Genomic DNA, 14,281 nt, shown 5'->3' with positions numbered 1-14,281 from the left:
GAATCGCCGCGTTTCAACGCGAATTTTTCTACTTTTCAAAGCGTGAAAGGTTGGCGCCGCAGGGCCGGTCTGCGCTACGCTGGCCATATGCAGCAGGCTTCCCTGTTCGACCTCGTTCCGCCGCCGTCGCGGCTGCCCGCAGGCTTCGTCTACCAACCCGGCTTCCTGTCGCCGGCCGACGAAGCCGGGCTGCTCGCGCTCGTGCGGACGCTGCCGTTCGCGGCGGCCCGCTACAAGGCATATACCGCGCGCCGCCGCGTGGTGAGCTACGGCGGCAGTTTCGACTACGACGCCAACCGCCTGCAGCCCACGGCCGAGCTGATACCCGAATTGCATGGCCTGCGCGACCGCGCCGCCGCCTGGCTCGGGGTGCCGCCCGAGGCCCTGGTGCACGCGCTGGTGGCCGAATACGCGCCCGGCACGCCGCTCGGCTGGCACCGCGACGTGCCGCAGTTCGAAGACGTGGTCGGCATCTCGCTGGGCAGCGAAGCCATCCTGCGTTTCCGCCCCTACCCGCCGGTGGCGCCGAAGAAGGCCGACGTAGTGCGCGTAGCCGTCGCGCCGCGCTCGATCTACCGCCTGCAGGGGCCGGCCCGGTGGGCCTGGCAGCACAGCGTGGCGCCCACCGGGGCGCTGCGCTGGTCCATCACTTTCCGCACTTGCGTTCGCCCAGCAGATCGAACTGCATGCTCATGTTGTGAAACGGAAACTCCAGGCGAGCGTAGTAGATGACCCGGTCCTCCAGGCAGGCGAAGCGCCGTATCTCGGCCACCGGCGACGACACCGGAATCTGCAGCGCCTCGGCGGATTCCTTGCCGGCCTGGATGATGTTCAGTACCTGGTGTGCCTGCGTCAGTTGCGAACCGTAGTACTGGTCCAGCACGGGCGCCACCGTTTCTTTCTGCATGCGCGCGCGATGCTTGCGGAACAGGCCGCTGTCCACGTAGACCTCGCTGTAGCAGAAGGGGCCGGCCTCGGTCGTATGGACCCGGCACAGGAACTGGAACCGGCCGTCGCGCCGCGCGCGGCATTCCATGCCCAGCACCTCGGGCAGCGGCACGTCGGCATCGGACTGCACCAGCGATACGGTGCCGAGCTGGTTGCTCAGCTCCACCGTTTCGGCCCAGGTCTTGGGTATCAGCAGGGTGGGCCGCGCCGGCAGCGCCTTGCTGACGAAAGTGCCGGCGCCGCGCGAGCGGTGGATCAGCGCGTCGGCCTCCAGCAATCCCAGCGCCTGCCGCAGCGTGGCGCGCGAGATGCCGTAGGTCTCCATCAGCGATTCCAGCGGCGGAATGCGCTGGCCCGGCAGCCAATGGCGGTTATGGATGTTGGCGCGGAAGATCGCCGCGGCCTGCAGGTACAGCGGCTGCGGACTGCGGGAAAAAAGCTTGGGCGACACGGTCAGGAAAGCGGGAGGGGTTTCGGATCGACGGATGCATGCGGCTCGGCCAGCAGCCGTTCGGCCATTTCCCGCAGTTTATACCTCTGTATCTTCACCGAGTTGGCGCTCTGCACCGACGGGAATTCATCGAGCACGGTGAACGCCACGGGCACCTTGAATCCCGCCATCGCCTTGCGGCACGCGGCGCGCCAGCCTTGCGCATCGGGCCGCGCCGAGGCATGCAGCAGCACGAACGCATAGGGAACCGTCTTGCCGTCGTGGACGGCGCCCACCACCTGGCAGGCCCGCACCCCGGGCAGCGCCTCCACCACCCGCTCGATCTCGGCCGGGTTCACCAGGAAGCCGGACAGCCGCAGCGAATCGCCCATGCGCGCCTGGAACACGAACTGGCGGTCGTTCAGCGCGTAGCCGAGGTCGCCGGTCCTGAAATAGCCGTCTTCGTCACAGGCCTTGGCGGTGGCCTGCGGATCGTCCAGGTAGCCCTGCATCAGGCTGGGGGAACGGATCTCGAGTTCTCCGGATTGCCCCGTGGCCAGCAGCTCGCCGGATTCCGGATCGCGCGCCCGCACGCGCGCCGCCGGGTGGACCAGCATGCCGCCCGGCAGGCATTGGGCCGGGCTGCCGGCGGCGGGAGTGGCGCGCGGCTGGATGGCAGCCAGGGCCTGCAGTTCGCTGGATCCGTACAGCCCCGCGAGCGCGACGCCGGCGTCCCGCGCCAGCGTGTGCAGCTCGTCCATGCCGGGGGCGAAGCTGGCGAAGCCGAACAGTCGCGCCGAGGCGAGGTCGCCCGGCGCTGCGGCGCGCATGATGCCCACCAGCGCTTCGTTGTTGGCGAAGGTATGCGTGACGCGATGCCGGCGCACCGCGGCGGCCGAGGCCTGCGCGCCGAACACCGGCTCGCAGACGATGGGCGCGCCGTAGGCGAACGCTCCGACCAGCGTGGCGAAGCCGAAAGCGCCGCAGAACGGGGCCGCGGCCAGCACCCGGCTGTCGCCGTCGTACCCGCAGGCCTGGGCGACGGCATCGCCGTGCCGCAGCAGGGTGGCCTGGTCGTGCACCACGAACTTGGGCAGGGAGGTGGTGCCCGAGGTGGTGAAGCACAGGACCGGCCCATCCGGCGCCGCGGCCGGAGGGGATGCGGACGTCGCCAGCAGGCGGCGGTAGTCGTGCACCGGCAGGCCGCGCCAGGCATCCGCGGCCGGAGCGGCCGCCGGCGCCGTCGATCCTTCGCGCACGGCCACGATGCCGCGCAGCCTTCCCATGCGCTCGCCGGCCACGTCGTTGAAGATGCCTTCGAAATCGATGCCCTTGAAGTCCGGCCACAGCACCAGCCAGTCGGCGCGGCCGCGATCGATGATGTCGGCCAGCTCGACCGAGCGGAAGCGGGTGTTGACCGCCAGCACCAGCGCGCCCAGATGGGCGCAGGCCAGGAAGGATGTGATCCAGGCGGCGCAATTGGGCAGCCAGATGGCGACCCGGTCGCCCGCGCCCACGCCCACACCGGCAAGCCCTGCCGCCAGCGCGGCGGCCTCCTGCTGCAACCGGCCGGCGGAGATGGCGTGATCGCGGTCGATCACCAGCGCCGCCCCCGGCCTGCTGCGGGCATGGTGGGCCAGGCGCTGCGCGAATGTCTGCTGCGAGGATGGCTGCATGGCTACACCGTGGCAATGGGAGTGACCGGCGAACCGACCGCGCCGGGCAGGCGCAGCGGCGGCGCCGTCAGCAGGAAGCGGCTGCGCCCGTGCTCGTGCAGCCAGTCCGCCAGGTCTTTCAGGTACCAGAGCTCGGCCAGCGGCACGCCGAGCTTGAACAGGCAATGGTGGTGCAGCGGCAGCACCGAATGGCCGGGCCCCGAAGTGCCGGCGGGATAGGCTTCCACGGCGTAGTTGTCGGCGCAGATCGCCGCCACGCCGGACTCGGCGATCCAATCCAGCAAGGCGGGGTCGGAACCGTCCAGCACGGCGCCGGCCGCCTCCAGCGCATGGCCGTCCGGCTGCCCGCCCATGGCCACCACCGCTTCGGCAAAGCCGGTGCGCAGGACCAGCATGTCGCCCGGCTCGACCGCCACGCTGGCTTCGCGCATGGCGGCCTGCAAGCCTTCGTATCCCACCCGGATGCGGCCCGGGCCGAAATGGCGCGCCAGGTCCACCAGCACGCCGCGCCCCTGCATGCCCTTCTCCGCGTAGCGGCTCACGCTGAGCTTGCGGGCGTAGGAGCGGCCCGGCGGGCAGCAGCGATCCCGCTGCGCGTCGCCTTCCTGGAAGCCCTCGCCGCCCAGCACGTCGACGCCGGCGGCATAGCCGTTGTAGTACACCCGGCGCGGCAGGCCGTCGCCCTGCGTGTCGAACTGGGCGCCCATGTGGCACAGGCCGTCCCACTGGGTCGAATACTGCATGCTGAGCGTGACCTGGTCGTCGGACAGCACGTCGACCGCCGACTGCTGCAGGCGATCGAAGGCGAAGTTCATATAGGGCGTGCCGTCGCGGAAGGTCGGCCGCAGGATGGGAGGATGGCGGCGCGGGTTCAGCACGTTGCCGCCCGGCAGGTCCAGCGGCAGGGACAGGCAGAAGACCTTGCCTGCGCGCACTTCACGCACCGCCTGCAGGACTTTTTCCTCGGTCAACAGGTTGAGCCGGCCCAGTTCGTCTTCCGGACCGAAGTCTCCCCATGTCGATCCCTCCGGCCTGCGCTTCCATCGTTTATTCATTATCGCGTCTCCTCCTTGTTTATCGTCGGGCACATTGGTACGATACTACGAAAGTACGTATTTAAGTACTTATGCGGTTAGGTAGTTATGCAGGCGCGGCATCAACATCCATCACAACGACATCGCCACGGGGCGGGAGACAGGAAGCGCGCATGGCCCATACCAGCGTCCGTGAAAACGCAAAAAACGGAACCACCGCCCTCGTGACGGGTGGCAGCCGCGGCATAGGCCGCGCCATCGTCGCCCGGCTGCTGCGCGACGGCCACCAGGTGGTCAACTTCAGCCGCACCCCGCCCGAGCAGATGCTGCCGGGGGAAACCTTCCGCAGCGTTGACCTCGCCGTGGCGGAACAGGCGCGGCAGGCCGTGGGCGAACTGGCGGCCGAACGCCAGGTGCTGCTGCTCGTCAACAACGCCGGAATGGTGGAGCTGGCCGACGTCGAGGCGATGTCGCCCGACCTCCTGCAGCGGACGATGGCCATCAACGTCGTGGCGCCCCTGCTGCTGGTGCAGGGCCTGTTGCCCGGGATGAAGGCGGCGCGCCATGGGCGCATCGTCAACATAGGCAGCCGCGCCGCGCTGGGCAAGCCGGGGCGCACCGCCTACGGCGGCTCCAAGGCCGCGCTGGCCGGCATGTCGCGCACCTGGGCGCTCGAACTGGCGCCGCACGGCATCACCGTCAACACCGTCTCGCCCGGGCCGGTCGCCACCGAATTCTTCGACCGCTCCAATCCCGCGGGCGAGGCGCGCTCCCGGCTGGAATCGGCCATCCCGGTCGGGCGCATGGGCCGCCCGGACGAAATCGCGCATGTGGTCGCCATGCTGCTGGATCCGCTGGCCGGCTACGTCACTGGTCAGGTGATCAATGTGTGCGGCGGCCTGACCATCGGCGCGACGGGCAATTGAGATGAACCCACCCCTGCGCGCTTCGCGCGCCCCGCAAGGGGCGGCACCGGCGGACCGGCGAAGCCGGATCCGCGGTGCCCTGCACAGGGCGCCGCAATGCATGCGCCGTGCCGTGGAACACTGACATGGCCGACACCGCCTGGCTCGACTGGCCCTTCCTGCAACCGCAGCACGTCGCGCTGTTCCATGAGCTGGAAGCGTGGTGCAGCGCGTCGCTGCCGATCGGCGGCCACGCGCAGGACGACGTCGGCCACACCTGCCGCCGGCTGGTGCGCGCCCTGGGCGAGGCCGGCTGGCTGCGCCACGGCGTGCCGGCCGGCCCCGGCGGGGCCTGGGGCGGCGCGCTGCCGGCGCTGGATTCGCGCACGCTGTGCATCCTGCGCGAAACGCTGGCCCGCCACGATTGCCTGGCCGACTTCGCCTTCGCCATGCAAGGGCTGGGCAGCGCGCCCATCTCGCTGGCCGGCAGCGACGCGCAGCGGCGGCAATACCTGCCGCGCGTCGCCACCGGCCAGGCGATTGCCGCCTTCGCGCTGTCGGAACCCGGCGCCGGGTCCGACGTTGCCGCCCTGGCCTGTTGCGCGCGCCGCGACGGCGACGCCTACGTGCTCGACGGCCAGAAGACCTGGATCTCCAACGCCGGCATCGCCGATTTCTATTGCGTCTTCGCCCGCACCGGCGAAGCCCCCGGTTCGCGCGGCATCAGCGCCTTCCTGGTCGATGCCGGCACGCCCGGCCTGGACGTCTCCGCGCCCATCCCCCTGCTGGCGCCGCATCCGCTGGCCACGCTCACGTTCTCCGGCTGCCGCGTCCCGGCCGACCGGCTGCTGGGCGAACCCGACCAGGGCTTCAAGCTGGCCATGCAGACGCTGGACATCTTCCGCGCCTCGGTGGCCGCGGCCGCCCTCGGCATGGCCAAGGCCGCGCTCGGCCTGGCGCTGGAACACGTCCGCCAGCGCGCCATGTTCGGCGGCTCGCTGGCCGACCTGCAGCTCACGCAGGCCGGCCTGGCCGACATGGCCACCGCCATCGACGCCTCGGCGCTGCTGACCTACCGTGCGGCATGGCGGCGCGACACCGGCCCGGCCCGCACCACGCGCGAAGCGGCGATGGCCAAGATGACGGCCACCGAGTCGGCCCAGCAGGTGATCGACCGCGCGCAGCAGATGTTCGGCGCCGCCGGGCTGGTGGCGGGCAGCCGCATCGAACAGCTCTATCGCGACGTGCGCGCGCTGCGCATCTACGAGGGGGCCACCGAAGTGCAGAAAGTGATCATCGCGCGGGAACTGTTGAAGTCCTAGCGCGGCCATAGCGGCCACGCGGGTTCGAGGAAGCGGCAAGTGAATAAAGACCAGCTGAAAATACTCACGCCCATCGGCATGCTCGGCTACGGCATACCGCGGGAATTCTTTCGCCAGGGCATCGCCTGGGGGCCCGACGCCATCTGCGCGGATGCCGGCTCCACCGACAGCGGTCCGCAGAAACTCGGCATGGGCGCGATGACCTGCTCGCGCGCCGCCTACCGTTCCGATCTGGCGCTGATGCTGGAAGGCGGCCGGCAGGCCGGCGCGCCGGTACTGGTATCGTCGGCCGGTGGCGACGGCACCAACGCGCACACCGACCTGTTCCTCGACATCATCGACGAGATCGCCCGCGAGCGAGGCTGGCGCCTGCGCTGCGCGGCCATCTACGCCGACATCCCCAAGCCCGCCATCCACGCCGCCCTCGAGGCCGGGCGCATCGCCCCGCTCGGCCCCGTCCCGCCCCTGCGCGCGGCCGAGATCGACGCCGCCACCAACATCGTGGCGCAAATGGGCGCCGAGCCTTTCATCAAGGCCATGCAGGAACGCCCGGACCTGGACGTGATCGTCAGCGGCCGCGCCTACGATCCCGTTCCCATCGCCGCGCTCGGCATGCTGCACGGCTTCCCGCCTGCGCTGGCCTGGCACATGGGCAAGATCATGGAATGCGGCGCGCTGTGCGCCGAGCCCAACGGCCGCAACATCATGGGCGTGCTGCGCCACGAGCATTTCGAACTGGAGCCCGTCAATCCCGCGGAACGCTGCACCACCAGCTCGGTGGCCGCCCACACGCTGTACGAGAAATCGCATCCCTTCGAACTGGCGGGCCCCGGCGGCACGCTGGATCTGTCCCACTGCGCCTACGAACAGGTGACCGACCGCCGGGTGCGCGCCAGCGGCGCCGTGTTCCGCCCCGCGCCCGCCTATACGGTCAAGCTCGAAGGCGCCAAGCAGGTGGGCTTTCGCACCATCTTCATCGCCGGCGCGCGCGACCCCATCTTCATCGCCGAACTGGACGGCACGCTGGAGCGCGTGATGGCGGCGGTCCGGGCCAGCTTTCCCGACGTTCCCGCCGACAGCTACCAGGTCATTCCCCACATCTACGGCAGGAACGGCGTGATGGGGCCGCTGGAGCCGCTGGTGGACCGCGTATCCCACGAGCTGTGCATCATCGTCGAAGTGGCCGCGACGACCCAGGACCTCGCCACCGCCATTTGCGGGCGGCTGCGCAGCTCGCTGCTGCATGCGCCCTACCCCGGCCGGCTGGCGACGGCCGGCAACCTGGCCCATCCCTTCACCCCGCTGGAGATCCCGCTGGGCCCGGTGTGCGAATTCAACGTCTACCACCTGATGGCGGTGCGGGATCCGGTCGCGCCCTTTCCCATCCGCTACGTGGAGCTCGGATGAAAACCATCGACAAGCCGCTCAAGGACATCGCCAAGGTCATCCGCAGCAAGAATTCCGGCCCTTTCGAAGTGACCTTCGACATCATCTTCAGGAACCGCGAAGACTTCGAACGGGTGCGCGAGTCCGGCGCGTTCACCAAATCCATGTTCGCCGCGCTGTACCGCATCCCGGAAGACACGATCGGGACCTTCGGTTTCTTCGAACCGATCAACGCCATCAAGGTAACGATCCCGCGGCCGCGGCCGCAGGGCAGCATCGGCGAGACCGACATGCATGCCGCGCAGATGCACGTGCCCCTGCAGTCCATCGCCATTCCCTGGCCGGCCGATTAGCCTGCCGCGCCCACGACGACAAGCAATAGAAAAACGAGGAGACTTCCATGAAATTCGATCGCATCGCGCATTGCCTGGGCGTCTGCGCACTCGCCGCGAGTGTCGCGACGACCGCCGCACACGCACAGGAATACCCCGCCGGCGCGGTACGCGTCATACTCGGCACGGCGGCCGGCACCACCACCGACAACACGGCACGCAAGGTCACCGAGCGCCTGTCCGCCCTGCTGGACCGGCCGTTCGTGGTGGACAACCGCCCCGGCGGCCACGGCATCATCGCCATGCAGGCGGTGCGCTCGTCGCCGGCCGACGGCCGCACGCTGACCGTGGCCTCGGGCAGCGCGCTGGCCATCAACCCGGCCCTCTACCAGGACCTGCCCTACGATTCGGAGAAAGACCTCGCGCCCATCGTGCTGCTGTCCAAGAGCCCGTTGTTCCTGGCCGTGGACCCCAAGCTGCCCATCCACAACGTGGCCGAATTCATCGCCTACGCCAAGGCGCGGCCCGGCAAGCTCAACTACGGCTCCGACGGCGCCGGCTCGACCGGACACATCGCCACCGAACTGCTGGCCAGGGCCACCGGGCTGAAGATGGTGCACGTGCCCTACAAAGGCACGGCCGCCATGCTGACCGACATGGTCGCCAGCCACATCCAGCTGGCCATCGTGTCGGCGGCTTCCGTTTTGCCGCTGGGGCGGGCGGGCAAGGTGCGCCTGATCGGCGTCACCAGCGCCGCCCGCTCGCCGGCCATGCCGGACGTTCCCACCTTCATGGAACAGGGCGTCAAGGATTACGACATCAGCGCCTGGTCGGCGCTGCTCGGCCCGGCCGGCATGCCCGCCGACCTGGTGAACCGGATGAACGCCGCCGTCAACAAGGTACTGCGCGACCCTTCCATGGAACAACTGTTCCTGGTCGACGGCGGCAAGCCGCAGGGCGGCAGCGCCGAAGACCTGAAGAACTATTTGCATTCCGAAATCGGGCACTGGGCGCAAGCGGTCCGCATATCGGGCGCACGCGTCAACTGAGGAGAACACAATGAACGACTACGCGGCGGATCGCCTTGCCAACTGGACGGCGTCCGACCTGGACGACACCGCGCAATGGATCCATCGATTGTCCGACGCCGAGACGGCCGACCTCGACCGGGCCCTGCGCACGACCAAGGCCAGGCACGGCTCCTGCGCCACGATGGTGAAGGAAGACTTTCCGCTCGACGCGATGAGGCCGACCCTGGCCAGGCTGCTGGACAGGCTGGAGAACGGCCGCGGCGTGTACGTGCTGCGAGGCATCCCCACCGAACGCTACTCCAAGGAAGACCTGCGGCTGATGTACTGGGGCATCGGCCTGAACATGGGCCGGGCCGTTTCGCAAAGCCGGCGCGGCGACCTGCTGGGCGACGTCAAGAACTTCAACAGCGACTTCAACTCCGCCAAGGGCCGCGGCTACGTCTCGCGCCAGCACCTGGGCTTCCACACCGATACCAGCGACGTCGTCGGCCTGTTCGTGATCCAGACCGCCATGCGCGGCGGCGTCAGCATGTTCTGCAGCTCGCTCGCCGTTCACGACGAGATCAAGCGGACCCGCCCCGACCTGCTGGAAGTGCTCTACCAGCCCTTCCACTGGAGCTGGAAGGGGCAGGAAGAGCCCGGCGAGCTGCCCTACTACACCATGCCGGTCTATTCGAGCGCGGGCGGCCGCTTCAGCTCGCGCTTCATCCGCTCGCACATCCGCGCCGCCCAGGAATTCCCCGATGTGCCGCGGCTGACGGCGAAGCAGGAGGAAGCGATCAACCTGGTGTTCGACATGGCCAACGACCGCCGCTTCTGCCGCGAGATGAAATTCGAATCCGGCGACGTGCAGTTCTTGAACAACCACGTCACCATGCACGCGCGCACCGAGTTCGAAGACTTCCCCGAACCGGAGCGCAAGCGCCACCTGCTGCGCCTGTGGCTGGCGGTGCCGAACAGCCGGCCGCTGGACGACGGAATGAAGGCCATTTTCCGCGACACGCGCGCGGGCGCCTTCCGGGGCGGGTTTCCTTCGCGGGTGTCGGAACATACCTACGAGACCGTCAATCCCGATTGATGCGCGCCACGCCAGGAGATCCGAAAATGGGAGCAGCAATCGACCCGGCATCCGGTCAGGCAACCGCTCGGCCGTCCGCTCAGGCCCCCGGCCAAACGGCCGCGCAAGCCGCCCAGGCCGGGATTGCCGGCCAACTTGCCGACCGCGTGGCCGCCCTGCGCTACGGCGACCTGCCGTCGGAAGCCGTGCACTGGGCCCGCGTCGGCATCCTCGACACGGTAGGCGCGATGCTGGCCGGCGCGCGCGAAGACGCCACGGCCCTGTGCGCCGCCGGCCTCGACCTGCAGCCCGGCCCCGCGCTGCTGTTCGGCTCGCGGCGCCGGGTGTCGGTGCTCGACGCCGCGCTGGTCAACGGCACCGCTTCGCACGTGCTGGACTTCGACGACTGCAGCGTCACCATGGGCGGCCATCCCTCGGCGCCGCTGCTGGCGGCGCTGTTCCCGCTGGCCGAGCAGCTGGGCAGCAACGGCCGGGATTTCGTGGCCGCCTACGTCGCCGGCTTCGAGGTAGAAGCCAAGCTGGGCCTGGGCGTGAACTTCCATCACTACAGCAAGGGCTGGCACCCCACCAGCACGCTCGGCACCTTCGGCGCGGCGGCGGCCTGCGCCAGGCTGCTGGGCCTGGATGCCGGCGCCACGGCGCGCGCGCTGGCGCTGGCGGCCTCGTTCGCATCCGGCATCAAGGCCAACTTCGGCACCATGGCCAAGCCGCTGCACGTGGGCCACGCCGCCCGCAACGGCATCTATGCCGCCCGGCTGGCCGGCCTCGGATTCACCGCCAACGCGGCGTCGGCGTTCGAGCACCGGCAAGGCTTCCTCGACGTATTCAACGGCCCCGGCACCTACGACATGGAACCTGCCCTGGCCGCCTGGGGCGCGCCCTGGGACATCGTCTCGCCCGGCATCGGCATCAAGCAGTATCCCTGCTGCGCCAGCACGCATCCCGCGCTCGACGCGATGCTGCAACTGGTGCGCGCGCACCGCCCCGCGCCCGATGACGTGGTCCGCGTCGACGCCGCGATCCACAGCCGCCGCCTGGCCCACACCAACCGACCGCGGCCCGACAGCCCGCTCGACTGCAAATTCAGCCTGCAATACGTGCTGGCGCGGGCCTTGCTGAGCGGCCGCGTGGGCGTGGGGGATTTCGACCAGGCCGCCTACCGCGACCCCGCGGTGCGCGACCTGCTGCCGCGCATGCAGGTGGCCGCCTACGATCACGCGACGGACAACGACTTCGCGCAGGACAACCACGCCGGCGCCACGGTGGAGATCCACATGCGAAATGGCGAGGTGCTGCGCGCCCGAGTGGAAGAGCGAGCGGGCCGGACCGCGGAGACCCCCTTGCCGGGGGAATTGCTGCGGGAGAAATTCGCCCTGTGCGCGGCGGTGACCGCCGACCCCGCGGCGGCCCGCGAAATCGCCGATCAAGTCGACCGCATCGAATGCCTGGGCGACATCCGCGAACTGACTACGCTGCTGGAACGGGCCGTGCGAGACGATAGCGAACGGCGCTGACCGGCACCGGGGCGCATCGCGCGCGCCGCCATCCCATTCGCGGCGGCGGACGGCTTCGACTGCAGCTCAACCGGCCTTGTCCGACGGCTCGCTGCCGAAGGCATCGCGCCAGCCGCGCAATCCCCCCGCCAGATTGGCCACCTTGGTATAGCCGAGCTGGCGCAGCGTATCGGTCGCCAGGGCACCCCGCCCGCCGCCCGCGCAGTACAACACCACGGGCGTGTCCTTGTCGGGCACCGCCTCGGCGATACGCGACTCGAGCCGGCCGCGGCTGATATGCACGGAACCGGAAATGGATGGGTTGGCCGCCACTTCGTCCGGATCACGGATATCCACCAGTTGCGCACCCTGCGCGGCGCGCTCGCGCGCCTGCTCGGGCGTGATCTCGTCGATACGCGAGCGGGCGGCCGCGACCAGTTGCTGGTAGTCGGTGTTTGCAGGCATGGAGGGCTCCTTGGGCTGGGTCTGAACGTGCGCTGGGGTGGAGCATAGCGGATGTGGGGATCCCTTGGGATCCTGGCAAACGAGGCCCGCGCTCGCAAGCCCAGAGCGGAAAAGCCGGCGTTCGCAGGCGGGTGGTTGTCGGTTTCGAGGCCATTGCCAGAGATAGTGCGGGAAGTGAGACATCCGCAGCCATGGGAAGTGAATACAATGGCGGACTACACTGAGCGATGCAGGTACTGGGCAAGACCATGGGGTTCGAACAACTCGCCGCGCTGCGCGACATGCTGGCCAAGCAGGCGGCAGATGAACGGCGGCAGCAGGCCAAGCAACATCCGCGTCCCGCCAAGGGCGGCGACAAGGCGCGCGACGCACGGAGCGGCCCGCCGGCCAACAAGGGGCGCCCTCCCGGCCGGCCGGCAGCCCGTGCCCGCCCCGCCGATGCGCCGGCGCAACCGCCGCGCGACCCGCTGCTGGTGGCCATCGGACGGCTGCAGCAACATTTCCCCAAGGCGTTTCCCAAGCGTCCGGCCCCGCGCGTGCCGCTGAAGCTCGGCATCATCGACGACCTGTACGCGCATGCCTCCAAGCTGCGCCTGAGCCAGGACGAAATCAAGCAGGCCGTGGCCACCTGGTGCTCGGTCCAGCGCTACTGGGTGTGCCTGACCAAGGATGCCGTGCGCGTCGACCTGGCTGGCGAGCCTGCCGGCAAGGTCACGCCCGCCGAAGCGACGCATGCCCGTTTCCTGGCGCACCGGCAGCGCAGGCAGAAGGCGCAAGCGGAGAAAGGCGCGGCGGCGCAGCAGGGGCCGTCGCCTGAATCGCCCGGGCAGACTGCGGGCCAGGCCGAACCGGCACAGAGTGAACCGGTACAGGCAGAATCGGCACAGGCCGGACCGGCCCACGCTGAGCCGGCTCACGCTGAGCCGAGTCGGACAGAGCCAGCCGAGGACACTGCCAAGCCGGAGTGATCCGGAACGCGGCCAGGTCGCGCCACTGGCGAGCCGCACCAGGTCTGCCCGGTGACATGCGGCATCGCGGAACGCATGACCAAGGTTTCGTTTCGCGCCGCGCGCAAACCCTGGCCTTCTGCTGCTGGTAAATTGGCGGCCTTGCTGATCCCCATCGTGCCACGGCGTGCTCGATCAACTGCAAGCGATGGTCGCGCCGTCGTCGGATTGACCGTGTGCCAAGTCCGGCTCGCTGCCCAGGCGCGGCGAGCCGGACTTTCTGCAACGCCTGGGCCTGGCGGCGGGTGGACGCCCTGCGTCTATGCCGGGATTGGCTTGGTAGATCGTGGATATGGCGCAGCGACGCCTATGACGACACTCGGCATGGGATGGACTTCCTGCCACCCATTTATCGGGTGCTGAAGAGTGCGCGGTCAATTGATGGATCGACGAAGCCAGAATTGCTCGCGCCTACCCGCAGGAACAGGTTGTCACCGTCGTTGAGAAAATACTCTTTCGAGCCGGGCTTAGCGGCCCCGATTTGCGTCTCGGTTAGCTGCCCCATGATGACCTACCCGTACCCCCAGAGGTCGTTTTCACGAAATCATTCTGGAGTACGGCTTGGGGTACGGGCCAACGTGGGATGTAACGGCACGACTTGGGACGTTATGGGTGAGATTTTTCGCCTAAGCCCCTGATGCACAAATGAAAATGCCCAGCGTTCAGGGCTGGGCATCGAATCCTTGGTGGCCTGGGGCGGAATCGAACCACCGACACGCGGATTTTCAATCCGTGTGATACAGTGTTTATCCATGTTGATCCGGATGCATGTAACGCGATAAATTCCTATAAAAACAGCATATTGCATGACGTAGCGCGGACTTTTTGATTGACCTGATGTGATCGTTTTCCCGATAATCGGGTTACATAGCGCTTACATGGAATCCATGTAAGCCGTTCTCGGATCACTCAGTCATGCCCAAGGTCAACTTCACTGCCTCGCGCGTGGACGGCTTCGCCTGCCCGTCCGGTAAAAGCCAGGCGTTCCTATGGGACAGCAAGGTGCCGGGCCTGGGCCTGCGCGCCACTGGCGCCGGAGCGAAGGCATACATATTCCAGGCCAAGTTACACGGGCTCACCGTCCGAACCACGATTGGCGACCCTCGCTCGTGGACGATATGTCAACGCCGGTTGAAAACTGACCCCTTTGTCGGCGCTCGCGCCGAAGTAAATT

Annotated in this window: 13 protein-coding genes and 1 pseudogene; 10 read left to right on the top strand and 4 right to left on the bottom strand. The window is 68.6% G+C overall.

Translation table 11 applies throughout. The features are described 5' to 3' along the window. The first annotated feature begins 87 nt into the window (after positions 1-87). Positions 88-732: an alpha-ketoglutarate-dependent dioxygenase AlkB gene (locus ABD927_RS17680; RefSeq protein ID WP_345251168.1), complete on the top strand. Its 645-nt coding sequence runs from the start codon at positions 88-90 to the stop codon at positions 730-732. On the opposite strand, the gene ABD927_RS17675 is transcribed toward ABD927_RS17680, so the two are convergent. The 3 genes from ABD927_RS17675 to ABD927_RS17665 are packed head-to-tail and all read right to left on the bottom strand — an operon-like array spanning position 647 to position 4,109. Beyond that, entirely contained in the window at positions 647-1,399 is a 753-nt protein-coding gene (locus ABD927_RS17675) for a GntR family transcriptional regulator (protein ID WP_345251167.1), read from the bottom strand. The two genes, ABD927_RS17680 and ABD927_RS17675, sit on opposite strands and share 86 nt — an antisense overlap. A gap of 2 nt (positions 1,400-1,401) precedes the next feature. Continuing rightward, on the bottom strand, positions 1,402-3,054 hold the full coding sequence (locus ABD927_RS17670; RefSeq protein WP_345251166.1) for an AMP-binding protein: 1,653 nt from the start codon (positions 3,052-3,054) through the stop codon (positions 1,402-1,404). Between the two features lie 2 nt (positions 3,055-3,056). Beyond that, positions 3,057-4,109, bottom strand: coding sequence for a cyclase family protein (locus ABD927_RS17665; RefSeq protein WP_345251165.1), 1,053 nt, complete (start codon positions 4,107-4,109; stop codon positions 3,057-3,059). Positions 4,110-4,261: 152 nt separating this feature from the next. On the opposite strand from ABD927_RS17665, the gene ABD927_RS17660 reads away from it, so the two are divergent. The 7 genes from ABD927_RS17660 (at position 4,262) to ABD927_RS17630 (ending at position 11,656) form a co-directional block, all read left to right on the top strand. Further along, positions 4,262-5,014 carry an SDR family NAD(P)-dependent oxidoreductase gene (locus ABD927_RS17660; protein WP_345251164.1) on the top strand — a complete coding sequence of 251 codons (753 nt, stop codon included), beginning with the start codon at positions 4,262-4,264 and terminating at the stop codon, positions 5,012-5,014. A gap of 125 nt (positions 5,015-5,139) precedes the next feature. Then, a complete protein-coding gene (locus ABD927_RS17655) occupies positions 5,140-6,315 on the top strand; it encodes an acyl-CoA dehydrogenase family protein (RefSeq protein ID WP_345251163.1) in 1,176 nt (391 codons plus the stop codon). 39 nt (positions 6,316-6,354) lie between these two features. Next, positions 6,355-7,722 carry an acyclic terpene utilization AtuA family protein gene (locus ABD927_RS17650; protein WP_345251162.1) on the top strand — a complete coding sequence of 456 codons (1,368 nt, stop codon included), beginning with the start codon at positions 6,355-6,357 and terminating at the stop codon, positions 7,720-7,722. Further along, the gene (locus tag ABD927_RS17645; RefSeq protein ID WP_345251161.1) at positions 7,719-8,054 is read left to right on the top strand and encodes a DUF4387 domain-containing protein; all 336 of its coding nucleotides are present in this window, start codon (positions 7,719-7,721) and stop codon (positions 8,052-8,054) included. The genes ABD927_RS17650 and ABD927_RS17645 overlap by 4 nt, the downstream gene beginning before the upstream one ends. Positions 8,055-8,101: 47 nt before the next feature. Next, the gene (locus ABD927_RS17640) at positions 8,102-9,082 is read left to right on the top strand and encodes a Bug family tripartite tricarboxylate transporter substrate binding protein (protein WP_345251160.1); all 981 of its coding nucleotides are present in this window, start codon (positions 8,102-8,104) and stop codon (positions 9,080-9,082) included. Between the two features lie 10 nt (positions 9,083-9,092). Further along, positions 9,093-10,142, top strand: coding sequence for a TauD/TfdA family dioxygenase (locus ABD927_RS17635; RefSeq protein WP_345251159.1), 1,050 nt, complete (start codon positions 9,093-9,095; stop codon positions 10,140-10,142). Positions 10,143-10,168: 26 nt separating this feature from the next. Further along, positions 10,169-11,656, top strand: coding sequence for an MmgE/PrpD family protein (locus ABD927_RS17630; RefSeq protein ID WP_345251158.1), 1,488 nt, complete (start codon positions 10,169-10,171; stop codon positions 11,654-11,656). Between the two features lie 66 nt (positions 11,657-11,722). On the opposite strand, the gene ABD927_RS17625 is transcribed toward ABD927_RS17630, so the two are convergent. Next, complete coding sequence (locus ABD927_RS17625; protein WP_345251157.1) at positions 11,723-12,100, bottom strand: rhodanese-like domain-containing protein; 378 nt, start codon at positions 12,098-12,100, stop codon at positions 11,723-11,725. Positions 12,101-12,327: 227 nt separating this feature from the next. Here ABD927_RS17625 and ABD927_RS17620 point away from each other — a divergent pair, with 227 nt between their 5' ends. Next, on the top strand, positions 12,328-13,068 hold the full coding sequence (locus tag ABD927_RS17620) for a ProQ/FinO family protein (protein ID WP_345251156.1): 741 nt from the start codon (positions 12,328-12,330) through the stop codon (positions 13,066-13,068). Positions 13,069-14,022: 954 nt separating this feature from the next. Continuing rightward, a pseudogene (locus tag ABD927_RS17615) lies at positions 14,023-14,281 on the top strand (preprotein translocase); the annotation flags it as partial.

Source organism: Pigmentiphaga soli (assembly GCF_039541095.1).
Classification (GTDB): Bacteria; Pseudomonadota; Gammaproteobacteria; order Burkholderiales; family Burkholderiaceae_B; genus Pigmentiphaga; species Pigmentiphaga soli.
The sequence above is the reverse complement of the archived record's forward strand: the minus strand, read 5'-3'. Positions and strand labels throughout refer to the sequence as shown.

What these genes read in the sequence shown, in the direction of transcription:
- ABD927_RS17660 (WP_345251164.1), top strand. Translation starts at nt 4,262, where the DNA reads ATGGCCCATACCAGCGTCCGTGAAAACGCAAAAAACGGAACCACCGCC.
- ABD927_RS17640 (WP_345251160.1), top strand. Translation starts at nt 8,102, where the DNA reads ATGAAATTCGATCGCATCGCGCATTGCCTGGGCGTCTGCGCACTCGCC.
- ABD927_RS17665 (WP_345251165.1), bottom strand. Translation starts at nt 4,109, where the DNA reads ATGAATAAACGATGGAAGCGCAGGCCGGAGGGATCGACATGGGGAGAC.
- ABD927_RS17625 (WP_345251157.1), bottom strand. Translation starts at nt 12,100, where the DNA reads ATGCCTGCAAACACCGACTACCAGCAACTGGTCGCGGCCGCCCGCTCG.
- ABD927_RS17680 (WP_345251168.1), top strand. Translation starts at nt 88, where the DNA reads ATGCAGCAGGCTTCCCTGTTCGACCTCGTTCCGCCGCCGTCGCGGCTG.
- ABD927_RS17630 (WP_345251158.1), top strand. Translation starts at nt 10,169, where the DNA reads ATGGGAGCAGCAATCGACCCGGCATCCGGTCAGGCAACCGCTCGGCCG.
- ABD927_RS17620 (WP_345251156.1), top strand. Translation starts at nt 12,328, where the DNA reads ATGCAGGTACTGGGCAAGACCATGGGGTTCGAACAACTCGCCGCGCTG.
- ABD927_RS17635 (WP_345251159.1), top strand. Translation starts at nt 9,093, where the DNA reads ATGAACGACTACGCGGCGGATCGCCTTGCCAACTGGACGGCGTCCGAC.
- ABD927_RS17645 (WP_345251161.1), top strand. Translation starts at nt 7,719, where the DNA reads ATGAAAACCATCGACAAGCCGCTCAAGGACATCGCCAAGGTCATCCGC.
- ABD927_RS17670 (WP_345251166.1), bottom strand. Translation starts at nt 3,054, where the DNA reads ATGCAGCCATCCTCGCAGCAGACATTCGCGCAGCGCCTGGCCCACCAT.
- ABD927_RS17655 (WP_345251163.1), top strand. Translation starts at nt 5,140, where the DNA reads ATGGCCGACACCGCCTGGCTCGACTGGCCCTTCCTGCAACCGCAGCAC.